This is a genomic window from Pseudoalteromonas sp. Ld19 (genome assembly GCF_045064135.1).
GTDB classification, from domain to species: Bacteria; Pseudomonadota; Gammaproteobacteria; order Enterobacterales; family Alteromonadaceae; genus Pseudoalteromonas; species Pseudoalteromonas aliena.
In genome coordinates this window covers 314,546-338,593 of the sequence record NZ_JBISHA010000022.1, presented here as the reverse complement: position 1 = coordinate 338,593, position 24,048 = coordinate 314,546, and the positions used below count along the sequence as shown (strand labels likewise).

The window sequence follows — 24,048 nt, the reverse complement described above, 5'->3', positions numbered from 1 at the left end:
TTACCTTACAATCATTTTGAAATTTATTAAAGGGCATAATGTTGCAACGTTTTTACTCTAGTTTACTCATGATAACTTTGCTACTCACTTTTGTGGGTCAGGCAGTTGCGTCTGTAGCTATGGTATGCGAAATGCCACATATGCCAACTAAAACAGCAATGCATGCCCAAATGCCAATGACACAAAGTAGTGATGCAACAGCTGTCGCTAGCATGTCTGAAAATATGATGCAGATGGATTGTTGCGACGACGAAAGTACGCCAAAAAATGATTGTAAATGCCCTATGAGTGGCTGCGCTGCTAATTCAATGCTTAATGTTGATACTTTATTTAGCGTTACTTTACTTGAATCTGAAAAAGTAAATGTACGTGTATTTACTACACAAATTAATATACCTCGTTCACTCTATCGCCCTCCTATGTCTGCTTAATAGCAGGATAGGTGTAATATCAATTTTATTGAAAACATGCTCATTCTAGCGAGTTAAATAACTCTCTAACTGCGTTAAAAATTACTTATATAAAGCAACTATACTGCGTAATTTTTTCCTTGTTATAGAGATATTTCCCTACCGCAATAATAGATCATTAATTCAATGCAATTGATATAGAAGGTTTTTGTAAAACTCCTAAACACCTTTTTTGCTTCCTAATTTAAGATTTTCTTTTATTTTTAGATGGAGCAGGTGATGAACCACGCTGTAAGTATTAAAGTCGTATTATGTAGTGTTATGTTATTTAGCACCGCCGTTAATGCGCAAAACAATTCAAATAACCTAAATACAGATACGCTAAAGCAAGTCAGTAATGAGCAAACGCTTAGCTTAACGCAAGCGCTTAATTATGCGCTAACGCATGAGCCATGGCTAAAAGCGAATAGCTACCAAGAAGATGCAGCAATAGCGCAAAGCATTGCCGCAGGCACCTTACCCGATCCTGTTTTAACGGTTGGCTTACTTAACTTACCTACTAACGGTTATGCGTTTGATCAAGAAGGGATGACGCAGTTTAAAGTTGATTTGAGCCAAAAGTTTAGTCGAGGGAATAGTTTAGCGCTTAAACAAAAAGCATTAGCACAGTCTGCGCAGCAGTACCCTTGGCAGCGCGCCGATCGCTTAGCACAAGTAAAAGCAATTGTGATTGAGTCGTGGTTAAACGCGTATCGTGCTCAGCGTAGTATTGCTTTAATTGAGCAAGATAAAGGGCTATTTACTCAACTTATTGACATTACCGAAGCAAGCTACGCAAGTACCTTAGGTAAAACACGTCAGCAAGATATTATTCGTGCGCAATTAGAGCTCACCCGTCTTGAAGATAAACTGGTTATGCTTGAGCAGCAATTTGAAAGTGCTAAAAACCGTTTAGCACAGTGGTTACCTATTAATATGCTTATGCAGCCTTTAAATGCCGAGTTTACTAAAACCACAGGGCTGGTTGATTTTTCGAGCCTTGAATTTGATGAACTAATACAGTTACTCATGGCGCATCCCGCAATTATTGCGCTAGAGAAAACGGTCACAGCAAAGCAAACCGAAGTTGCGCTCGCTAAGCAAAGCTACAAACCTCAAATGGGCGTTAATGTGGGTTATGGTTATCGAGATGATACCCCGATGGGGGAGTCGCGAGCTGATTTACTCTCGGTAGGGTTTAATGTTGATTTGCCATTGTTTACTGATAACAGACAAGATCAACAGGTTAAATCGGCTATTGCTAGTGCAGAAGCTACTAAAACACAAAAGCTGGTGGCGCTTCAAAAACTCAAAGGCATGTACTTTAAGGCGTTTAGCCAACTCGCTCGTTTGCAAAAACGCGATGCGCTTTATCAAAATACGTTATTACCGCAAATGTCAGAGCAATCTCAAGCAACACTAAATGCTTATACACGCGACGACGGGGATTTTTCTGACGTAATGCGTGCACGTATTAGTGAACTTAACGCCAAAATTGACGCACTTAATATTCAAGTAGATCAACATATTATTACCGCCCGCCTTAATTATTATGCAAGTAGCTTAGACACCCAAGTAATGGCAGAACAAACTGGAGAATTACACAATGAATACTAATTTAAAGTTACTTGTTGTCGCCTTAGTTGGCGCCTGCGCCTTTGGGTTAATAGGCGGCTTGGTAATGCAATTTTTACCTAGCAACTCGGCAATGAATGAACAGCAAAATGCTAACAAACAACCCTTATATTGGGTAGCCCCTATGGATAGTAATTACAGGCGTGACACGCCAGGGCTGTCGCCAATGGGAATGGATTTAGTCCCTGTGTATGAAAACGATAGCAACGCTCAGGATGGACCTGGTGCTGTAACTATTTCGCCTGCAGTCATTAATAACTTGGGTGTAAGAACCGCCAAAGTAGAGCTTAAAACACTTCACAGCGATATAAATACAGTGGGTTACGTGCAATATAACCAAGATCAACTTATTCATATTCATCCGCGCGTAGAAGGCTGGATTGAAAGCTTATACGTTAAAGCGCAAGGTGCACAAGTTAAAGCCGGTGAGCCTTTATATACTTTGTACTCACCACAGTTAGTGAACGCACAGGAAGAGTTTTTACTGGCGGTTAATCGTAATAATAGCGTGTTAATTCGCGCTGCAAAGGCGCGTTTAGAGTCGTTAAACGTGTCTGCTGGATTTATTGGGCGTTTGCATAAAAATAAAAAGATAATGCAAAATATTACTTTTTACGCAAAGCAAAGTGGTGTGGTAGATGAGCTAAATGTGCGAGAAGGATTTTACGTAAAACCCGGCACATCAATGATGAGCATTGCTCAGCTTGATGAAATCTGGGTAGAGGCACAAGTGTTCGAGCGCCAATCAGATCTGGTTAGCGTGGGCTTACCTGTAACGATGACGCTTGATTACTTAAAAGGTCAAAAGTGGCTGGGTAAGGTTGATTACATTTACCCCGCGCTTGATGCTAAAAATCGGACGCTGCGTGTCAGGCTTAGATTTAATAATGTAGATCATCGGTTAAAGCCAAACATGTTCGCGCAAGTGAGCATTCACGCTAAAGCGAGTAAGGCGCAATTTACAGTCCCTAAAGAAGCGGTAATTCGCACGCAGCATCAAAACCGTGTGGTTATTGCATTAGGCGAGGGTCGTTTTAAATCGGTAGAAGTCGAAGTTGGGCAAATTAATAGTAGTGAAGCAGTCATTTTGTCTGGTGTAACGACAGGTGACACGGTAGTGACATCAGCACAATTTTTAATAGACTCTGAATCGAGTAAAAGCTCTGACTTTAAAAAAATGGAAATGCCTAGTTCTGGTATCAACTCAGGTATGAGTTCAGGCCCGAATACGGATATGCAGCCACAAAGCGCCACGGTTAACGGCACTATTAACGCCATAGATACACAAAACCGCATTATTAATATTAGCCGAGAAGCCATTAAAAAATGGAATCGAGAACCCGCCACAATGGACTTTGTATTAGCGCCTGATATTGACATTACCCAGTTTGAAAATGCCCAGTATATTAATTTTACTTTTAGCATTATTAATAATGAATTTGTAATTACTAAAGCGCAAAATGCAGAGCCGATTGATCATTCTACTATGCAACCTATGCAGCACAGTTCTCACTAGGAGCCATTATGATAACTGCTATTATTCGCTGGTCTGTTGGCAATCGCTTTTTTGTGTTGTTGCTTACATTAATTTTAATGAGTGGAGGATTGTTTGCACTAAAAAATACGCCCGTGGATGCCTTGCCTGACTTATCTGATGTTCAGGTCATTATAAAAACCACTTACCCGGGGCAAGCGCCGCAAGTAGTGCAAGACCAAGTCACATTTCCGCTCACCACCGCAATGCTTTCTGTGCCGGGTGCGCAAACCGTAAGGGGTTTTTCGTTTTTTGGTGACTCGTACGTTTACGTTATTTTTGACGAAAAAACTGATTTGTATTGGGCGCGTAGCCGAGTACAAGAATACCTAAGCCAAGTAGCAAGTAGATTACCCGATAGCGCTACGCCAGAGCTTGGCCCTGATGCAACAGGCGTAGGTTGGATTTACTTATACGCACTCGTTGATAAAACAAATAAACACGATATTAGTCAGCTACGAAGTTTACAAGATTGGTTTTTAAAGTTTGAGCTACAAACTGTGCCCGGAGTCTCTGAAGTGGCTGCAGTTGGTGGCATGGTTAAGCAATACCAAGTCAATGTAGAGCCTGATAAATTACGTGCATATGGTATCCCGCTTAGCCTTATTCAAACGGCTATTCAACAAGGCAACCAAGAGATGGGCGCCTCGGTAGTTGAAATGGCTGAAGCTGAATACATGGTAACAAGCACCGGCTACATTAAGAGTGTTGCCGACTTGGAAGCTATTCCGCTTGGTGTAAACGCTAATGGTACTGCGCTGCAATTGCGTGATGTAGCTGATATTAGAGTCGGACCGCAAATGCGCCGTGGTATTGCAGAGCTAAATGGCGAAGGCGAAGTAACCGGCGGCATTGTTATTATGCGCTATGGCGAAAATGCACAAAAAACCATTGAGCTCGTAAAAGCAAAATTAGAATCGCTTAAAAAGGGATTACCAGAGGGCGTTGAAATAGTCCCAGTGTACGATCGTTCCAACTTAATAAATAACGCGGTAGATAATTTAACAAGTAAGCTAATTGAAGAGCTTATTGTAGTTGCCTTAGTGTGTGTGGTGTTTTTGTTTCATGTACGCTCATCGCTGGTGGCGATTATTACGTTACCGCTTGGGATTTTAACGGCATTTATAATTATGTATTGGCAGGGGATTAACGCCAATATTATGTCTTTAGGAGGAATTGCAATAGCGATAGGCGCAATGACTGACGGTGCTATCGTCATGATTGAAAATATGCATAAACATATGGAAAAAACGCCCCTTACCAACGAAAATCGCTGGGAAGTTGTGGCTAAATCGGCGAGTGAAGTGGGCCCTGCATTATTTTTTAGTTTATTAATTATTACTGTCAGCTTTATGCCGGTATTTATTTTAGAAGCGCAAGAAGGGCGTATGTTTGCGCCACTCGCTTACACTAAAACCTATGCGATGGCGGCTTCTGCTGGGCTTGCGATTACCTTGGTGCCGGTATTAATGGGTTACTTTATTAGAGGTAAAGTCATTTCGGAGCAAAAAAATCCAGTTAACCGATTACTTGTTGCAGGGTATCGTCCACTCCTTAACTGGGTGCTTAAATTTCCAAAAATGACATTGGTACTCGCGGTGGTTGTTTCTGCTATTGGCTTTTACCCGGTAAATAAAATAGGCAGTGAATTTATTCCGCCACTCGATGAGGGCGATTTAATGTATATGCCCACAACGTATCCTGGTTTATCGGTAGGTAAAGCACGCGAAATACTACAGCAAACCGACAAGTTAATAGCCACAGTACCCGAGGTTAAAACGGTATTTGGTAAAGTTGGGCGAGCAGAAACCGCAACAGATCCTGCGCCGCTTACAATGATAGAAACGTTTATTCAGCTAAAGCCAAAAGATGAGTGGCGCGAGGGTATGACGCTTGAAAAACTTAAAAAAGAACTCGACGGTTTGGTTAAGTTTCCGGGGCTAACGAATGCGTGGGTAATGCCAATTAAAACACGTATTGATATGCTTGCAACGGGTATTAAAACCCCAGTGGGCATTAAAGTTGCGGGACCAAAGTTGAGTGAAATTCAAAAAATTGGTCAACAAATAGAAGTGCTTTTAAAAGATGTGCAAGGCACCGCATCGGTTTACTCAGAGCGAGTAGCCGGTGGACGTTACATAAAAGTAGATATAAATCGTGAAAAAGCCGCGCGTTATAGCTTAAACATTAGCGACGTACAGCAAGTTATATCGACTGCAATAGGTGGTACAAACGTGACACAAACGGTAGAGGGGCAAGAACGCTACCCTGTTAATTTACGATACCCGCAAGCATACAGAGACTCGCCAGAAGAGCTAATGTTGTTATCTATTGTAACGCCTACAGGGCAGCGTATAGCACTTGCTGATGTAGCCGATGTGTTTATTGAAGATGGGCCGCCTGGTATAAAAAGCGAAAATGCACGGTTAAACGGTTGGAGTTTTATTGATATAGGTGGCGTTGATATTGATACTTACGTTGAACACGCTCAGCAAGTGCTCGATAAAGACCTAATACTACCTGCTGGCTACTCAATTACGTGGGCTGGGCAGTATGAATACATGCAGCGTGCTAAAGACAAACTGACTTATGTATTACCACTTACATTAGCGATTATTATTGTATTGCTTTACCTTAATTTTAGAAGCTTTGCTGAGGTCACTATTATTATGGCTACGTTGCCACTGGCAATGATTGGTGGCGTATGGCTCATGTATTTAGAGGGCTTTAACTTTTCAGTTGCTGTAGGAGTGGGTTTTATTGCCCTAGCCGGTGTTGCGGTAGAAATAGGGGTCATAATGTTGGTGTATTTAAACCAAGCCTATCAAGAAAAGTGCCTCGAAGCAGAGCGCGCAGGCAAACCGCTTAGTTTAGTGCAATTACAGCAAGCCATTATTGAAGGCGCTGGACTTCGAGTTCGCCCTGTAATGATGACAGTTGCGACAATTATTATTGGCTTGCTGCCTGTGCTTTATGGCACGGGCACCGGAAGCGAAGTAATGAGCCGAATAGCAGCGCCTATGGTTGGCGGTATGGGCAGTGCAATTGTACTCACCTTACTTGTTATTCCTGCGGTGTATTTTTTATGGCGTAAAAAAGGTCTTCAATAAATTAAATATATAGAGCAATACACTTACATATTGCTCTATAAAAGTTACTTATAATTTGTAAGTTGTTCTATAAAATAGTTATATATTACCATCTTGAAATTCAAGTGATTGTTTTATAGGTCTTTTTAGTTGGCACGTTATACGCAGAGTATTACTTATACAGTCAACAAGTAAGGAATGCACATGCAAGTTAAAACAATTAAAGAGGTATACGATTGGACCGTTTTGTTTCATACACAAATGGCGGCAAATTTTCATAGTGTCAAAGGTATACTCGATGAACATAACGCGATGCTGGTGGACTATTACTTAAATTACGAAAAAAAACTAGCTGAAGATTTAGTCGGGTTTAAGGCGATAACCGAAATAAATACGCTCGATACTTATAGTTACGAATACTTTGCTAAAAACCCTGAATTAATTACATTTCAAGATATTAGTAAAGATCAGCAATTTGATGAAAAAGTTATTCAAGGCTACTTAGCACAACAGCATCAAAAAGTGATTGAGTTGTACGAATACTTACTTGAACGCGCTAAAACAGATAACGGCCAAGAAAAACTCCAGCAAATATTAGAGCTTGAGAAGCAAGGCATAAAGCAAATGATGCAAAGCACTAATCGTCATATGGACATGTAATGCCAATTTTATTAAAAAAATGAGCATTCAAGCGTATTAAATAACTCACTAACTACGTTAAAAATTATTTATAGTCGACTGCATGGATGCAGAGCAATGCAGGGAGCAATTGCCGAGAACAACTACATACCATAATTTTAGCCTTGTTATTGAGCTATTTTCTTATCGCTATAATAGCTTACAAATTTAATGCAATTGTATAAATTATGTAACTATGAACACTTTGTGTGATGCAAGGGTTTAGCTTTTTATTGATTCTAAATTTGGGTCTAAAAGTTGTTTTTTATTAGCAAGGGAATGCTGCTTTCCAACAAAAAAATTTAATCCATGTTTGTCTAATAGTGCTCTGAAATTCAGTATGGACGGACCTTTAGCAATTACTTTCATTTTTTTTAGTTGAGTAATTGCTAGTACTCCTTGAAGTTGGAAATCGTAACTTTGTTGTTGTAATACGCGCTTACTAAACGTTGAGCTTAGTAATAGATAATCAAAGTTAACGTCAGTCAATAAATTAAGCTCACACCTATCTTTGGCAAAGTTATTCAGCCCAATTGAGTAACCAAGTAGCGAAAGCTTCTTAAGGTTTTCGAGCTGTATTGCACATGCTTGGCGAATTTCTTGTTCATCAAATAGTAAGCAGAGTTGGCTTTGACCTTGTTGCTTACTAAGCACTTCGGTAAATAAAGTAAATTCGTGTAATCCTAGCAATAGACATGAGCACGGTACCAATGCCATTTTTATATTCGCATTTACAGCTTTAGTGAAGGCGCGTTGTAGTAGCTGCAACTCCACTTGTACGTGCTGCTCTTGATCGACTGCAAACTTTTTTAAAATATCAAAACTAGTAAAACCAAGTATTGGGTGCTCCCCAAATGCTTCAAATAATGATTCTGATTGATGCTGTTCATTTAAAGTAATTATTTCAGAGCTTCTAAAGCTCATAGGTAATGCGTCAAGATGATGAAGAGTTTGCTGTTCTTGCTCTGGCACAGACTGGGTTAATAAAGGATGGAATAACTCGTATCGGTTTTTCCCAGAATTTTTGGCGTAGTACATAGCAGCATCAGCATCACGGATAATTTCGTCGGTATGTTTATAATCGAGTCTCGAGTAAGTTATACCAATACTCGCACCACTTTTTAAAGAGGTGTCTTTTAAGCTAAATGGCATTTTCATTAAATCGATAATACGATTAGCAACATCTTCTGCCTGCTGTGGCTCGGTTAGATGGGTTAGCAAAATAACAAACTCATCTCCACCTAAGCGCGCTAATAAATCGTGATCACGTATACATTGCGAAAATAACTCACCAACATTTATTAAAAATTGATCACCTGCTTGATGTCCTAGCTGGTCGTTTATATCTTTAAATTTATCTAAATCAATAAACAACACGGCAAAATGGTGTTCAGGGAAACGTTGATAGTGCTGTAATGTTTTTTCGAGTTGAGTTAAAAACAAGCTGCGATTAGGTAGACTGGTAAGCGAGTCATGATGCGCATCATGATAAAGTTGTTGCTCTATTTTCTTTCGCTCATCTATTTGCATTTGTAAGTGTAAGTTTGTTTGGCGTAACTCCTTGGTTTTTTCGTTTACTCTAGACTCTAATTCATGGTAGCTTTTCTTAAGAGCTTGATTAGCGAGCTTTGTTTGCAATACCGCTGCAATTTGGTGAGAGACAAAGGTTATTAGTTCACAATCATCTTGGCTAAAAATATGTTTGTTATTGTAAGCCTGACAAACAATGAGGCCAATTACACCTTGTGATGTTTTAAGTGGAGATCCTAACCAACTGGTGGCTTTTTGTTCTTTTTGTACCGACTGGCTACGTTGTACCGTACCACTTTCTAATAACTCTTTAGCTCGACAAGGGTGTATAAGTTGAGTTTCTTCAGTACTAATTACCAGTTCGCTGTAACCTTTCGAAAAGCGTCTTGGTAATGTGTTTTCTTTAAATTCATCGACACAGTAGGGAAAGTTTATCCAACCGGATTCTTTATCATAAAGCGCAATATATAAATTTTCAGCGTAGGTAATTGTTTTTATTATTTCGTGTATTTTGAAGTAAGCATCATTAATATTTTTAGCTTGAGTCGCCAGTTCTGATATCTTAAATAAAATTTGCTGGCGTTGCAGGGCATGTTTACGTTGCTCAATTTCAATGTTGAGCGCGTCGTTACTATGCGTTAGTGCACGAGTTCTTATTTTAACTTCAGACTCAAGAAGCTCACGTTTTTTTACACGCTCTATAGCCGTAGCTAAATAAAGCGACATAACCTCAAGTAGCTGTATTTGTTGTGAACTATATGTTTGCTGCGTATCGTAGCTTTGCGCTGCTAACACACCAATAATATTTCTTTCTTGGTAAACAGGTACTCCTACCCAATGTTCTGCAGGCGTTCCCATTGCTTTAAATAGACCTTGATCCGCTGCCTCTTGCATTTGCTGTTTGGTAAAGTGAGTTGTTTTACCTTGCTTAAATACGTATCCAGTTACCCCTTTATCAAAACAATTAGGTTGATTAAGGGCAACGGCAATTGCGTCTTTTTCATCTGAAAAATAAGAAAGCTCTAACGATTGGCTGTGTTGATCTAACAACACGACATAAAAACTTTTACTGGGAACGTACTTTTGCAAAATATCGTGAATGGCGGGGTAGAGTAAGGTTAGCTCGGCAACAGTGCTTGCTTGCTCTGATAATTGGATAAGAGCATTTTGTAAATGATGCGATTGCTTGTATTTTTCTAATAGCGTTTTAAGACGTTTATTTTGATACGCTAATTTACAATGCGCTGAGCGTTTATCTTCCAATGATGTAACCGGCTATTTTTATTGTATAGTTATTAGCCTTATACTTTCATTTTTAGCGTTCACCGTCAAGTTGATATTATCGTAAAGTAGTCGCTAAAAGTGCTAAATTAGGCATTAAAAAAGGCTTACCTGTCGGTAAACCTTTTTATTTTAAAAACATTTTGTTTATTTAGATGACATAAAATCGATAGCTGCGCTAATTTCATCATCAGAACAATCCATACATGTACCTTTAGGAGGCATTGCGTTGAATCCGTTAAGTGCATGATCGAGTAAAATATCTTTACCTTTGGCTATACGTGGAGCCCAATCGTCAGCTGATTTTGGTGCACCTAATGCGCCTGTGCCATGACATGCAAAGCAAGAGCTTTGGTATACTTGTTCGCCAGAACGGGGGCCAGTAGGTACGGCAGCTGCAGCGGCTTTATCACCTTCAAGATATACAGCACCAATTGGCGCGAGACGTTTTTTAATTGCATCTTCAGTCATAGAGTTATCATATGGCTGTGCGTATGCGGTGGTTGCTAGCAATAATAATGCTGCAGCTGTTAATTTTTTCATTTTGCTTTGCCCACTTCGATTTGAACGTGATCAATCACGATATAGATGACGGAAATTGAACCGATTATAACTCTCTGGCGCAATTTATAAAATGCTAAGAGACGTTTTTATTAATAAAACTGAATACTTTTTGCGTTAACGCAATAAATTTAATAATTTTTGCTTTTTGTTTAGCAATAAAATAAACGTAGTTAATTATAAACAAGTAAACGATCTTAAGATCAAAGTTAGTTTATAGCCAATACGCTACTAACAAGCTTTTCGATCCCAGCATCTGCGTCAAGAATAGTTTGAGCCAACATATAAGCAGGTGTAGTCACTAGTTTGTTCGATTGATCAATAACGACATTATTAATCTCGCAGTTAATATGTGTTGCGCCCAATAAGCTAAGTGCTTGTGCAGTATCAGGATCGTTGCCAATAGTAAGTTGAGCATTGTTGTAAATAAAAGGGATTAAAGCCGGTGCAATACACATATAACCGGCAGGTTTTTTTGCTTGAGCAAATGCTTTACAAGCATTAAGTACGTCATTATTAATAGAGGCTTGAATGCCTTTAACGGCAAAGTCGCATAAGTTTTTCGCAGCGCCAAAACCACCAGGAACAATTAGCGCATCAAACTGAGTAATATCGAGCTCAATCAGTGATTTGACTTCACCTCGCGCAATGCGAGCTGCTTCTGTTAATACATTTCGTTTATCAGTCATTACTTCGCCGGTTAAATGATTAACTGTGTGAAGTTGTTCGATATCCGGTGCAAAACATTGATAAGTGGCACCATTTTTAGCTATGTGTAACAAAGTTAAAATTGCTTCATTAATTTCACTACCATCGTATACGCCACACCCTGCTAATATTACAGCTACATTTTTCATGCTTTTGTGCTCCTTAATTGAATTTTCTAGGTGTATAGTTTGAAGTTTAACATGGACGAAATTTTTCGTTTAAATAAAATTTAGTATAAAAAACGTTCGCTAAGTAAGTTGTTGCGCGGTATATGCCATTCGCTAGTTATACTCTATGAAAAAAAGTATAAAGGATCGCTATGATCTTTGATCCATTATGCTAGAATACTCCTCCGGTTATTCAAATGGATAGGAATAATCAAAGTGAGTAACAACATAAACGGTTATTAAAAAACCTTTTTCCACATTGGTTTAAAATAATAAAAAAAGAACCTCGTATTATCTTTTTTAAACAAAAACAAGTAGTTAAAGTATTTTCTAGGCATTTTAAAATGCTTTGGGAGAATAGCTTGTGGCTGTTATCTACACACTTATCCACAGCTTGCTCTAGTTTTAATAACACGATAAGCAGTAATTCTCTGTCGTTTTATTTACTACCTTATGGCATGCTTATAATTACCTTAATTTTTTGCATTTAGGATCCAAATTCACCATGGCTCAGATCCCCGAAAACCCACTTATTTTAGTTGATGGCTCGTCATATTTATTTCGTGCTTATCATTCTCCGCCGCATTTAACTAATTCTAAAGGTGAGGCTACGGGCGCTATTTATGGCGTGATCAATATGCTTAAAAGTTTGATCAGGCAATATGATCCCTCACATATGGTGGTTATATTTGACGCTAAAGGCAAAACGTTTCGTAATGATATGTACAGCGAATATAAAGCAAATCGTCCGCCAATGCCGGATGACTTACGCACTCAAATAGCACCGATACACAGTATTATTAAAGCGATGGGCTTTCCGCTAATTAGTATTGAAGGCGTTGAAGCTGATGATGTTATTGGTACATTTGCACGTATAGCATCAGAGCAAAAGCGCCATGTACTCGTCTCTACTGGCGATAAAGATATGGCGCAGCTTGTTAATGAACACGTTACGCTAATAAACACGATGACCGACAGTATTTCAGATCCCGTCACCGTGGTTGAAAAGTTTGGTGTAGGCCCCGAACTTATTATTGATTACTTAGCATTAATGGGCGACAAGGTTGATAACATTCCGGGCGTTGAAGGTTGTGGCCCTAAAACTGCGGTTAAATGGTTAGAAAAATATGGCTCTCTTCAAGGTGTAATGGATAACGCCAGTGAGATTAAAGGTAAAATAGGTGAAAAGTTAGCAATTGCGCTTGATCATCTGCCTTTAAGCTACGAACTTGCAACTATTAAGTGCGATGTTGAAGTGGAATCTGATCTTGATACATTCAAACTTCAAGAGCCTAACAAAGACGAATTAATTGCATTATATGGTGAGTGCGAATTCCGTCGTTGGTTAGCTGAGTTACTTGATAACCCTAAAGATGCTGAAGGTCACTTAGCAGTACCTACCGAAGCCAATGAATTACCAAAAGTAGAAGATGCTCATTACGAAACGATTTTGACGCAAGCGCAGTTTGATACATTAATAGATCAATTAAATAGTGCTGAGTTATTTGCGTTTGATACTGAAACAACAAGCCTCGATTACATGAAAGCGCAATTGGTGGGCATGAGCTTTGCCGTAAAAGCGGGTGAAGCTGCTTATTTGCCGGTAGCGCATGACTACCCGGGTGCACCAGAACAATTAAGCCTTGAATTTGTAATGCAAAAATTGGGTCCAATTTTGGCAGATGCAAACAAAGCTAAAGTAGGGCAAAACCTTAAATACGATAAAAGCGTATTAGCTAATGCAGGTTTTGCGCTAAATGGCATTAAGTTTGACACTATGCTTGAGTCGTACGTATTCAATAGTGTGGGCACGCGCCACGATATGGACTCGTTAGCTCTTAAATACCTCGGCCATAAAAATATTAGCTTTGAAGATATTGCTGGTAAAGGTAAAAAGCAGCTTACCTTTAATCAAATTGAACTTGAAAAAGCAGCGCCATATGCTGCAGAAGATGCCGATATTACTTTGCGCCTACATGAGGTGCTTTGGCCAAAAATAGCGGCAGATGAAAAGCTAAAATCTGTATTCGAAGATATAGAAATACCACTTGTTAGCGTGATTTCTGATATTGAATGCACCGGTGTTGCAATCGATAGCAACATGCTTGCAGCGCATAGCCAGCGCTTAGGTGAGCGTTTAATTGAGCTTGAAAAAGAAGCGTTTGAAATAGCAGGCGAACCATTTAACTTAAGTTCTCCAAAGCAACTACAAGTATTGTTGTTTGAAAAACTTGAGCTGCCGATTATCAAAAAAACGCCTAAAGGTGCACCTTCTACCGCAGAAGAAGTATTGCAAGAGCTTGCTCATGATTATCCGTTACCTAAAGTAATTATAGAGCACCGTGGTTTATCAAAGCTTAAATCAACGTACACCGATAAATTACCATTAATGGTGAATGAGAAAACCCAGCGTGTGCATACCTCTTATCATCAGGCCGTAACAGCCACGGGGCGTTTAAGCTCAACGGATCCTAATTTACAAAATATTCCAATTCGCTCAGAAGAAGGACGCCGTATTCGTGAAGCGTTTATAGCCGCAGATGGTTACAAAATTGTCGCTGCGGATTACAGTCAAATTGAGCTGCGTATTATGGCGCATCTTTCACAAGACAAAGGTCTATTAAGTGCATTTGCTAACGGCTTAGATGTACATAGTGCAACTGCCGCTGAAGTATTTGGTGTTGAGCTTGATGATGTAACTACCGATATGCGCCGTAAGGCTAAAGCAGTAAACTTTGGCTTAATTTATGGTATGTCTGCATTTGGTTTAGCACGTCAACTAGATGTGCCACGCCACGAAGCGCAGCATTACATAGATAAATACTTTGAGCGTTTTCCAGGTGTATTAGAGTACATGGAAACAACACGCGAGAAAGCGGCTGAAAATGGCTACGTTGAAACTATATTTGGTCGTCGCTTACATTTACCAGAAATAAACGCACGTAATGGCGCGCGCAGAAAAGGAGCCGAACGTGCTGCTATAAACGCACCAATGCAAGGCACTGCCGCTGATATTATTAAAAAGGCAATGCTGAGTGTTAACCGCTGGGTACATGAACAAGCGCCAAATACGATTAAGCTACTAATGCAGGTACACGATGAATTGGTATTTGAAATCAAAACAGAGTGCGCGGCACAATACACAAAACATATTTGTGAACTTATGTCACAAGCAGCTGCACTTGATGTGCCGCTCATAGTTGAAGCTGATGAAGGTGATAACTGGGAGCAGGCTCATTAATTGATTTTAAGCTATAAATAACGCGGCTAATTGCCGCGTTATTTTTTATGGGTTAATTGCCAAAAATCGTCGTTTTTGGTTTGTTGTCAAATGCTCATCAAGTAAAGCTGTGATCATGTGTTGAGCTTGTTGCCCAGTGTATTGCTTATTTAATTGATCAATTTGAGTTACTAATTGTAAGTTTAGGCTCTGCCATTGCAGGCGTTGTTGTTGCAAGTTAATTAAGCGTGTTGCGGCAGCATCACCAAACTCTCCTGCGAGCTGGTTATAATCCTGACTAATAAGTGCTTGTTCAAGTTCATTATTTAATGCGTTTAACTGCTTGCTTGGTTTTAGCGCTTGAGTAAGGTGTTCAGGTAATGCTCCCTCAAGGTTTGCTAATAATTGTTGCTTTAACTCATCATTAATATGGCGATCTTGATTGATCTCGAGTTTAGCAATGGTATAGCGTTGCCACTGATTATCATCATCAAATAGTAGCGCAATCTCATCGTCGTTAAAGTATTGGCTTTGAACCGCAAGCATCTCTTTTAATTGTTCCGATAGCGATAAACCGTTTAGCGAATTTTGTAGTTCAGCAATGGCTTCTTTAAAGCTTAAATAACGGGCAAATAAAGCCGCGTGTTTTTTACATTGTTGTATTTGCGTGCAGGCTTGCTGTGTTTGCGTAATGCTAAAATTATCGTGTTCTTGCTCAGCTAGAATAATGTGGTCAAACATATCATCAACAGCCGTTGGAATGTTCACATCTGGCGGAAGAGTCTGCTTGTTAGGCTGAAAGATAAAATAACTAATAACAAGGGCCGTGATAATAAACACAAGCCCTACAAAGTATGAACGAAACATTATTTACAAACCCATGTTTTTTAGACGGTTTGCGTGCTGGCGATAAACGCTAAGTGGATCGGTTTCAAAAATATGATGAAAGCCAATCATCTGATTTACTTCATCAAGGTGATTCATTTTGTAGTTGTCTTTTAAAACATAGCCAAGGTGGCTACTACAACGTGAGACTAATCCATCATCATCCCCAGGAATGAGTAATGACGTAATCGCTAATGGAGCATCTGAGGGATCAAAAACATTAGTGAGTGTGCGAGTGCCGCTCCATGAAAAGTAATAAACGCCATTACTTGCTTGCATTGTGCCTTGGTCGCACTGAGATGCGGGTAAACCTTCAGGATATTTCTGATTAAACGCAAGTGCACCTTTCGTGGTTAAGCTCTCAAGTGCTCCAACAGCATTTTGTGGTAATCCATTATTACCTGATAGTAGTCCGATTAATCCACCAAAGGCATTAAATGCAGCTTTTGCAACGCCTTCAAGTTTTGAACCAGGAATTAGGCCTTGACGAACAACATCAGCAACAGGGCTTCCAAAATTTACGCCACCGACACTGGTTGCCGAAGCAATAATATCAGGACGAACAGAAGCGACATAACGAATACTTTGCGCGCCTTGGCTATGACCAATTAGATTAACTTTAGACGCGCCCGTTAATGCCATTATTTGTTCGACTTGTTGCAGTAATTGCTCACCTCGCTGCTCTGAGCTATTTACAGATGAAACTGAAGTGACATAAACGCGAGCGCCATCTTTACTTAGATTTGTTGGAATACGATAGAAGTAATCAATACCTAAGATGTCGTCAAACCCCATTATTCCGTGAGTCAAAACGATTGGATATTTAGTTTGCGTATAGCCTGCATTTGCTGCAAAGCTTAAAATAAACAGTAAGCTACAAATAGATAGAACAAATATTTTTTTCATAAATGGTACTCTTTTGTGTATGTTTTATAACGTCATTAAACTGCTATTAGCAATTTCATTTGTGTGTTTTTTATTCAGCGCGTTACTAATAAAACAAATAATTAACATTTTAGCAATGTTAATTTTAAGTTAAATTAAAATGAAATTTGTAGGATTAGTTATATGTTTATCAATTCTTTCAATTCATCCCTTTATTTAGTTTATTTCTCAAGCCTAGTTTGTTAAAGTGCCGCCCGTCCTATCCTGTAGGACATCCTGTTGATGATGCATCTGAAAAGGTGCAACAAATTGATAGCTTCTCCCCAGTTTGCTATATCGGCCTACCAACGTGTTTGTTGGGCCGTTTTTTGTTTTATCCCCCCTTACATTAATCTACTTATTACTCATCCAAAACTCAGCTTGTATACCAATTTAAATCGATCATAGCTGCACCTTAAAGCCGTCTTTTTAAATAAAGTCGTAATGAAAAATCGAATCCGACATTTTAGTATGGTTTGGGGGAACATCGGGTGATACCATCAAACAAGGGTCTATTTAACCTAAACTCCAGTTAAGAGGTAACACATTGGACCATAATGATATTTAAATTTATTTTTCTCTAGCCAGAGGTGTTCAGTAAATTCAACGCAGTTAGCGCTGAAAATAGCGGTTTGAGATTAATTTATTATCCAGAGTTCAGGTTATTCATATTTATTTAAGGAGTGCATTATGTTTAAAGCGTTAGCTATTGCAGGTTTATCGTTATCAAGTTTGGTTATTTCTAATGCCGCTCAAGCTAACTGGCAATTAGTAAATGATAAAAGTCAGTTGAGTTTTGTTTCGATTAAAAAAGATACCGTGGCTGAATCACACCATTTTACTAACCTCGAAGGTATGCTTTCAGATAAAGGTGAGTTTAGCGTTAGTATTGATTTAACATCAGCTGAAACCTTAATCCCCATTCGTAATGAACGTTTAACAACGTTATTATTTGAAGCGGCTAAATTTCCAAATGCCGTTTTAACGGCAAATTTAACTAAAGAGCTGAGTAATATTAAAAAGCCCGGTCAATATGTATTGAAGGGTATTAAAGCTGAGCTTGATTTTCATGGTAATAAAAAGCCATTAGTAATTGATGTACTGGTTAATAGTACGCAAAATGGAGATTTAACGGTGTCATCATTTACACCTATTATTATTAATAGCGATGATTTTGGTATAACGGAAGGTGTTAAACAGCTGCAGAAATTAGCGGGCTTACCTTCAATAGCAACAGCTGTGCCTGTTACGTTTGCAATTACACTTAAAAAGCAGTGATTTCTTTAAGTGAGCTTAGCAAGCAATTAAGCGAGCCAAGTAAACCTTTTGATAGTTGGCAGCCTACTTATTGTGGTGAGTTGCCAATTGTCATTAATCATGAAGGTAAATGGTTTTACGAAGGCAGCGAAATAACACGCCTCGCCATGGTAAAGCTATTTGCTTCTGTATTATGTAAAGAAGAAGAGCTGTTTTATTTAAAAACACCCGTCGAAAAAATAACAATAACGGTTGATGATGCACCGTTTATTATTGTTGATTGGCGTTTTGAAAATACAGCACAAGGGCAGGTTTTGTGTTGCATCGATAATGTGGATAGGCTGTGGTTGGTGGGCGCTCAGCAGCCTTTGTATGTGAAAGATTATAAAGGCTCAAAAGTGCCTTATTTAAAGCTACCTAATGGGTGTAGTGCGCGTGTTGCGCGAAGCGTATTTTATCAGTGGGCTGAAAAAGCCGAGACTGATAAGCTCGGCTACTTTATTAAATCTGCTGGTAAACAGTTTTATTTATCGTAATTCAGACGTATTAAGCGTCTGGATTAGTTTCCTCAGTCGCTTTATCTGCAGGTGGCACTGCTATGATAGGGCCCAAAAACCATTCATCTAGCTTTTTAGCAACTTCTGGTAAGCCCGTGCCTTTTAGTGATGAAAATGCATGGACTGTTATATCCCCATCAAGCGTACTTAATTCACGGCGAACTTGCAGTACTTGCGCTTTACGTGCGCCTTGCTTAAGTTTGTCAGCTTTAGTCAATAGCGCCAATACTGGAATTTCACTACCAATTGCCCAGTTAATTAAATCGCGGTCTAGATCTTTTAAAGGATGACGAATATCCATTAAAATAACGATACCTTTTAAGCTTTGGCGCTTTTGCAGATATTCACCTAACGACTTTTGCCATTTCTTTTTCATTTCGATTGGCACTTTAGCAAAACCATAACCTGGCAAATCGATAAGGCGCATATCGTCAACATCAGCTAAATCGAATGTGTTGATCAGTTGAGTACGGCCAGGCGTTTTACTGGTACGTGCTAGTTTTTGATCTGTTAATGCATTTAATGCACTTGACTTACCTGCATTGGAGCGACCGGCAAACGCAACTTCAATTCCCGTATCAGCAGGTAATTTAGTAATGTCTGGAGCGCTTGTTACGAAAGACGCAGTATTATATTTGATACGAGATTTGAGCACAGGCTCTCCTAAAACTTAAAAAAATAACATTGAGTAAACCAAATTTACTCAGGGCGCGTATTTTATACTATAAAGGATGTATTAAAAAGCGTATTTAACCACCTAAAAGCAACGCCTGTGGTACATTTAAAACATGTTAAAGCTTAATCTAAGTCAAAACCCTGTAAATTATAAGCTTAATATGTGTAGAAAACGTGCCAGAGAATTTATTATCGTGTAGAATATGTTTATTACAGCATCACGATTGTAGATGATACAGGGTCGGAAACAGAGAATTCACCATGAAAAAAATAGCACTATCTTTAACAATATTGCTTGGTGCGTTGTCAGCAAGCAACGCAACAGCATTTGATGGCGATGTAAACGCAGGTAAAGAAAAATCAGTAACGTGTGCGGCTTGTCACGGCCCAGACGGTAATGCACCGATTAACATTTACCCTAAAATTGCAGGTCAACACCCAGATTACATCCTTAAACAACTTAAGGATTTAAAATTAGGTATGACGTCAGGCGGCAAAGAAGGGCGTATGGATCCAGTAATGAGCGCAATGGCTATGCCACTTAGCGAGCAAGACATGAAAGATCTATCTGCTTATTTTTCTTCAATGAACATGTCTGAAGGTGTTACACCTAAAGATGTTGTTGAAGTTGGCGAAATGTTATTTAAAGCAGGCGATGCCGAACGAGGAATTCCTTCGTGTGCTGCATGTCATGGTCCACGTGGCAATGGCTCATCACTGGCTAAATTTCCAAAAATTTCTTTTCAGCATCCAGGATACATCAAAGCTCAGCTTGAAAAATTCCGTGATGGTACACGTCATAATGACCTAAATGGTATGATGGGCGATATAGCGAAGAAATTAACAGATAAAGACATTGAAGTGCTTTCTCAGTACTTAGGCGGTTTACACTAAAGTCGTATTTATTTAATTTTAATTAATAAATACACTACAATGTTTACAAAAAGCAGCTCAAGCTGCTTTTTTTGTGCCTGAAACTAGCGATATTGCCGTTGTTATTTGTAAGACATTGGCCATACGGTAGTGTAAGAAAAGTCTTATTTTAAAAGTTTTATTTTTATTAAGTTATTGTAATTTAAATGAAGTTGAATTTGTTAACGTAGATGCTGCAAGAAAAAACATATAAATTAGTTGTAACAAAGTTATTAACGAGTAGATTAACCACTGTCGCAAAACAACAATAATAAAACGGAAATTACTATCAAGGAAAGTAGCGCGGCATGACTACATAGCACAAGATTAGTGCTACTAAAGGAAATAATAAAAAAGTGTCAGGATGGCCGATAATAATAAAAAACTCATGGAAGTTTAATAATAAAAACAAAATGGAATGTAACAAGGAACGTAAAAATAATAACAATACGGACTGATAATAATAAAAATAATAAAGACTAAAAAAAGTCGAAGGGAGAAGTGTCCAGATAATGGCGCTCAGATTAGCAGGCGGTAGAGATGTTTTCTCTACCGCCTTTTTATTTGTCCTGTTACAATACCCACCGTTTAAAATTAGCGATTAATTAGCTAAGGCGCTTTTAAATGGGAAACCCAACCTCTATAGCGCAAACTGAATTCTTCTGGCTAGGCCAGCACTGCGATGCCCATTAATTTGCGCTTCGCTCAAAACCTCTTAAGTGAGACGATCAAGATATGAGTAGAACTAAAAAGTCACGCAAAAGCCCAGCAAACGGACCTGTTCGTTTAAGCCAAGATAAGCTTAAAGAAATGCGCGCATTAAAAGAGCAGCGAGTTAAAAAAACCAAAGGTGCTAAGCCTGGTTCGCGTAATGCACCTGATGCATTAAATGGCGATAGCCAAAATTCACAGTCAGGCTCTAGAGATAAGCGCATTGGTAGTAAAAAACCAGTGCCACTAGTTGCAACGACTGTTGAACCAAAAGTAGAAATGAAACGTAACTTAAAGCCAACAATTGAGCTTAAAAAAGTTGTGCAACCTGAGTTTACACCAGAGCAAGAGCTTGAAGTGCTTGAAAACGATGTGCGTTTACTTAAATTAGTAGAGCGTCACGAAGGCGGTGAGCTATTAACGGGTAAAGATGCCAAGTACTTTAATAGCCGCATTGCTCGTCATCAGGTTTTATGCGAATTGTTAGGGCTTGAAGACGACGATGAGCCAGAGCTTGAAGATGACTTTATTGACGAAGATAATTCAAACTCAGACTTTGATCAGTATCTATCAAATGATTTAGCAAATGAATGGCTAGATGATGAAGAAGATAAGTAATTAAGGGTAATTAATGAGTACTGCGATAATTTTGGCCTTGTTTTCAGGCGCGGCTATAATAGCTGGTTTAGCATTCTATGCCGGTCAGTTGCTGTATAAGTTAAATGCGCAAAAAAAGTTAATTGCTAAAACGCAGGCTGAACAAAAGCAAAAGCTTGAAAAGTCGCGTTTAAAGCGAAACGCAAAACTAGCCGATAGTATTCATTTAATTGCACGTGCAATGAATGAAGAGCAGTGTGAGTTTTCTGAAGGCTGTTTACGCATTTGGGTACTTATGTCTCAATATAGCTTTGAGAACGAGCAAGATTTGACTGTTAAATATCCTGGTATTTATAAAATGTATCAGGTAGTTAAAGAAATGCCGACGCACGATGCACGTAAAAAATACGCTAAAAAAGAGATTTTTAAGCTAGATAAAGCTCGCTGGCAAGCTGAAGAAACACTTAAAGATGAAGTTAAAGCCGATTGCGCTAAAATTATCATCGAGTTTAAAGCCGCTCCAGGCAGCGATAAAGTGGTTTTTAATTAAAGCTACAACTCAAATACAAAAAGCAGACCTAGGTCTGCTTTTTTTTGTGCCGATGTATTTATTATCCAGAGTTCAGGCTAAATCACTCTTGAAAAGCGCGTTGCGTTAATTTGTTTTTGTAAATGAGCGTCAAAGCACATGCAAATAATACGAATAAATAAGTTACCGCGTGGTGTCACGCTAATTTTATGCTCAGTTATCGTTAGCAACTCATCTTTAATGAGCGGTGCAAGCGCAATTAACGCATCTTTAAAGTAGTCATTAAATACAAGCGTATGTTTTTCGCTAAACGCTTGTATATCTAATTCAAACTGGCAAATTAGCTGCTTAATTGCATCAGCACGAATTACATCGTCATGTGTTAAGTGCATACCTTTATTAAGAGCACAGCCGTTTTGTATTTCTACGCTGTGGTAATAATGCTTTAATTCTTTTTGATTTTGTAAAATGGCAGTGCCAATTTGTGAAATTGATGACACACCTAAGCCTAATAAATCACAATTTCCATGTGTTGTGTAACCTTGAAAATTACGGTGTAATTTACCTTTATTTTGTGCAACAGCTAGTTCGTTATCAATTTTTGCAAAGTGGTCCATACCAATAAACTGATACCCTGCTTGCGTCATTTGTTCTAGCGTATTTTTAAACATGGTGAGTTTATTATGTGCACTGGGTAAATCTACCTCTTTAATTTTTCGCTGTGCGGCAAAGCGCTCTGGTAAGTGCGCATAGTTAAACACCGATACTCGGTCAGGGCTTAACTCAATAAGTTGCTTTATAGTTTGTTTAAAGCTCTGTGGTGTTTGTAGTGGTAGCCCATAAATCATATCTGCATTAATAGATTGAAACCCCAGTTCGCGAGCTTGTGTAATTAATTGCTTAACGGTATCTGCATTTTGCGGGCGATTAACAGCAAGCTGTACGTCATCGTTAAAGTCTTGAATCCCAAACGAGACACGATTAAAGCCAAGCATTCTTAAATCAACAAGCATATTATCGGCAAGTGAGCGTGGGTCTATTTCAATGCCGCGTTCAGTAGTTCGCGTAAAATTAAAGTGCTGCTCTAAAAGCTTTATTAAACGGGTCATTTGTTTTGCGGTTAAAAAAGTGGGTGTACCGCCACCTAAATGTAATTGCTCAACCGTGTAGTTTTTAAATAAATGAGCCTGAGCAATAATTTCTTTTGCTAAAAAATCGAGATAAATATCTGCTTTAGATTGGTGGCGTGTGATTATTTTATTGCAGCCACAGTAGTAGCAAAGCTGGCTACAAAACGGAATATGAATATACAAAGAGAGTGAGCGACTATTTGATGATTCTATCGCGCTTAGTAAGTCCTGCTGCTGATACTCATCACTCAGCGATAAAGCGGTGGGATACGAGGTGTAACGGGGGCCAGACACATTATATTTGTTTATTAGGGTTTCATCCCACTGTGGAAGTTTAATCATCACGCGCACCTAAGTATTTATTTAGGGGGAGATTATAAAAAAGTACACAGGGAGGCAGTTTGATCTATAACAAAAAAGGTGCCAAAGCACCTTTTTAATAAAATATAAGTTAATACGACATAAACTAATACGTAACGGTATGTGCATCTTTGAGATATTGGAATAACTCTTTATAACCTTTACCTGGCTTTTCAGCTTTCGCTTCTTTTGCCGCATTACGAACTAATTGGCGCATTTGTTGACGATCAAGAGACGGAAACTGTTCAATCGTCTCATTAATAAGGTCATCGCCTTGTTCAATTAAATCTGAACGTAGTTGCTCAATTTTTTTGACCAATACTTCAGCTTGGTTATTTTTATTAAGCATTACATCGATAATCGCTCTAATAGCGTCAATGTTTTCTACAGTACGCAACGTTTTAGCAATGTAATTTAAGTGACGGCGGTACGCGTCGCTTTTATTGCTAATTTTATCAGCGACTACCATGGCCGCTTTTAAATCATCATTTAATGGTAGGCGTTCGCGCTGTTTTTTACCCATTTTGGCAATTTCAGTACCTAACTGATGAAACTCTTGCGCTTCACGCTTAAGCTCCGTTCTTGATACATATTCAATTTCTTCTTCAATTTCAGCAGGCTTGCCTTTTTTCTTTGCCATGGGGTGCTCTTAAATAAAA

Annotated in this window: 19 protein-coding genes; 11 read left to right on the top strand and 8 right to left on the bottom strand. The window is 38.9% G+C overall.

Annotation, left to right across the window (positions count from 1 at the left end; all coding sequences use genetic code 11):
• Positions 1-38 precede the first annotated feature (38 nt).
• From ACJJVZ_RS18385 to ACJJVZ_RS18365, 5 genes are all read left to right on the top strand, one after another.
• Positions 39-431 carry a hypothetical protein gene (locus ACJJVZ_RS18385; protein ID WP_405602561.1) on the top strand — a complete coding sequence of 131 codons (393 nt, stop codon included), beginning with the start codon at positions 39-41 and terminating at the stop codon, positions 429-431.
• A 258-nt stretch (positions 432-689) separates the two neighbouring features.
• A complete protein-coding gene (locus ACJJVZ_RS18380) occupies positions 690-2,066 on the top strand; it encodes a TolC family protein (RefSeq protein WP_405602559.1) in 1,377 nt (458 codons plus the stop codon).
• Positions 2,056-3,600: an efflux RND transporter periplasmic adaptor subunit gene (locus tag ACJJVZ_RS18375; RefSeq protein WP_405602557.1), complete on the top strand. Its 1,545-nt coding sequence runs from the start codon at positions 2,056-2,058 to the stop codon at positions 3,598-3,600. The genes ACJJVZ_RS18380 and ACJJVZ_RS18375 overlap by 11 nt, the downstream gene beginning before the upstream one ends.
• Before the next feature lie 8 nt (positions 3,601-3,608).
• Positions 3,609-6,728 carry an efflux RND transporter permease subunit gene (locus ACJJVZ_RS18370; protein ID WP_405602554.1) on the top strand — a complete coding sequence of 1,040 codons (3,120 nt, stop codon included), beginning with the start codon at positions 3,609-3,611 and terminating at the stop codon, positions 6,726-6,728.
• A 183-nt stretch (positions 6,729-6,911) separates the two neighbouring features.
• On the top strand, positions 6,912-7,367 hold the full coding sequence (locus ACJJVZ_RS18365; RefSeq protein WP_273049009.1) for a hypothetical protein: 456 nt from the start codon (positions 6,912-6,914) through the stop codon (positions 7,365-7,367).
• Between the two features lie 240 nt (positions 7,368-7,607).
• On the opposite strand, the gene ACJJVZ_RS18360 is transcribed toward ACJJVZ_RS18365, so the two are convergent.
• The 3 genes from ACJJVZ_RS18360 to elbB all read right to left on the bottom strand — a co-directional run bounded on the left by ACJJVZ_RS18360 (position 7,608) and on the right by elbB (position 11,614).
• Complete coding sequence (locus ACJJVZ_RS18360; protein ID WP_405602551.1) at positions 7,608-10,178, bottom strand: diguanylate cyclase domain-containing protein; 2,571 nt, start codon at positions 10,176-10,178, stop codon at positions 7,608-7,610.
• Positions 10,179-10,343: 165 nt separating this feature from the next.
• Complete coding sequence (locus ACJJVZ_RS18355) at positions 10,344-10,739, bottom strand: cytochrome c5 family protein (protein ID WP_077536822.1); 396 nt, start codon at positions 10,737-10,739, stop codon at positions 10,344-10,346.
• Positions 10,740-10,966: 227 nt separating this feature from the next.
• Positions 10,967-11,614, bottom strand: coding sequence for an isoprenoid biosynthesis glyoxalase ElbB (gene elbB, locus ACJJVZ_RS18350; protein ID WP_405602548.1), 648 nt, complete (start codon positions 11,612-11,614; stop codon positions 10,967-10,969).
• Between the two features lie 523 nt (positions 11,615-12,137).
• Here elbB and polA point away from each other — a divergent pair.
• Entirely contained in the window at positions 12,138-14,873 is a 2,736-nt protein-coding gene (polA, locus tag ACJJVZ_RS18345) for a DNA polymerase I (RefSeq protein WP_405602546.1), read from the top strand.
• 45 nt (positions 14,874-14,918) lie between these two features.
• Here polA and ACJJVZ_RS18340 read toward each other — a convergent pair whose 3' ends face one another.
• Together ACJJVZ_RS18340 and ACJJVZ_RS18335 are read right to left on the bottom strand one after the other, a co-directional pair.
• Entirely contained in the window at positions 14,919-15,719 is an 801-nt protein-coding gene (locus ACJJVZ_RS18340; RefSeq protein ID WP_193154941.1) for a lipase secretion chaperone, read from the bottom strand.
• A 3-nt stretch (positions 15,720-15,722) separates the two neighbouring features.
• A complete protein-coding gene (locus tag ACJJVZ_RS18335) occupies positions 15,723-16,643 on the bottom strand; it encodes a triacylglycerol lipase (RefSeq protein WP_193154940.1) in 921 nt (306 codons plus the stop codon).
• Positions 16,644-17,351: 708 nt separating this feature from the next.
• Here ACJJVZ_RS18335 and ACJJVZ_RS18330 point away from each other — a divergent pair.
• Both ACJJVZ_RS18330 and ACJJVZ_RS18325 read left to right on the top strand, forming a co-directional pair.
• Complete coding sequence (locus ACJJVZ_RS18330; RefSeq protein ID WP_193154939.1) at positions 17,352-17,939, top strand: YceI family protein; 588 nt, start codon at positions 17,352-17,354, stop codon at positions 17,937-17,939.
• Positions 17,936-18,454: a DUF1285 domain-containing protein gene (locus tag ACJJVZ_RS18325; RefSeq protein WP_405602543.1), complete on the top strand. Its 519-nt coding sequence runs from the start codon at positions 17,936-17,938 to the stop codon at positions 18,452-18,454. The genes ACJJVZ_RS18330 and ACJJVZ_RS18325 overlap by 4 nt, the downstream gene beginning before the upstream one ends.
• Positions 18,455-18,464: 10 nt before the next feature.
• Here ACJJVZ_RS18325 and yihA read toward each other — a convergent pair whose 3' ends face one another.
• Entirely contained in the window at positions 18,465-19,130 is a 666-nt protein-coding gene (gene yihA, locus ACJJVZ_RS18320) for a ribosome biogenesis GTP-binding protein YihA/YsxC (RefSeq protein ID WP_193154937.1), read from the bottom strand.
• A 281-nt stretch (positions 19,131-19,411) separates the two neighbouring features.
• Between yihA and ACJJVZ_RS18315 the strand changes: the two genes are divergently transcribed.
• The 3 genes from ACJJVZ_RS18315 (at position 19,412) to ACJJVZ_RS18305 (ending at position 21,920) form a co-directional block, all read left to right on the top strand.
• Positions 19,412-20,044: a cytochrome c gene (locus tag ACJJVZ_RS18315; RefSeq protein WP_077536830.1), complete on the top strand. Its 633-nt coding sequence runs from the start codon at positions 19,412-19,414 to the stop codon at positions 20,042-20,044.
• 753 nt (positions 20,045-20,797) lie between these two features.
• Positions 20,798-21,391, top strand: a complete 594-nt coding sequence (gene yihI, locus ACJJVZ_RS18310; RefSeq protein ID WP_405602540.1) for a Der GTPase-activating protein YihI — start codon at positions 20,798-20,800, stop codon at positions 21,389-21,391.
• Positions 21,392-21,404: 13 nt separating this feature from the next.
• A complete protein-coding gene (locus tag ACJJVZ_RS18305; RefSeq protein WP_405602537.1) occupies positions 21,405-21,920 on the top strand; it encodes a DUF2489 domain-containing protein in 516 nt (171 codons plus the stop codon).
• Positions 21,921-21,997: 77 nt separating this feature from the next.
• Here ACJJVZ_RS18305 and hemN read toward each other — a convergent pair whose 3' ends face one another.
• Together hemN and yjgA are read right to left on the bottom strand one after the other, a co-directional pair.
• Entirely contained in the window at positions 21,998-23,371 is a 1,374-nt protein-coding gene (gene hemN, locus ACJJVZ_RS18300) for an oxygen-independent coproporphyrinogen III oxidase (protein WP_405602534.1), read from the bottom strand.
• 124 nt (positions 23,372-23,495) lie between these two features.
• A complete protein-coding gene (gene yjgA, locus ACJJVZ_RS18295; RefSeq protein ID WP_007582068.1) occupies positions 23,496-24,029 on the bottom strand; it encodes a ribosome biogenesis factor YjgA in 534 nt (177 codons plus the stop codon).
• Positions 24,030-24,048 lie beyond the last annotated feature (19 nt).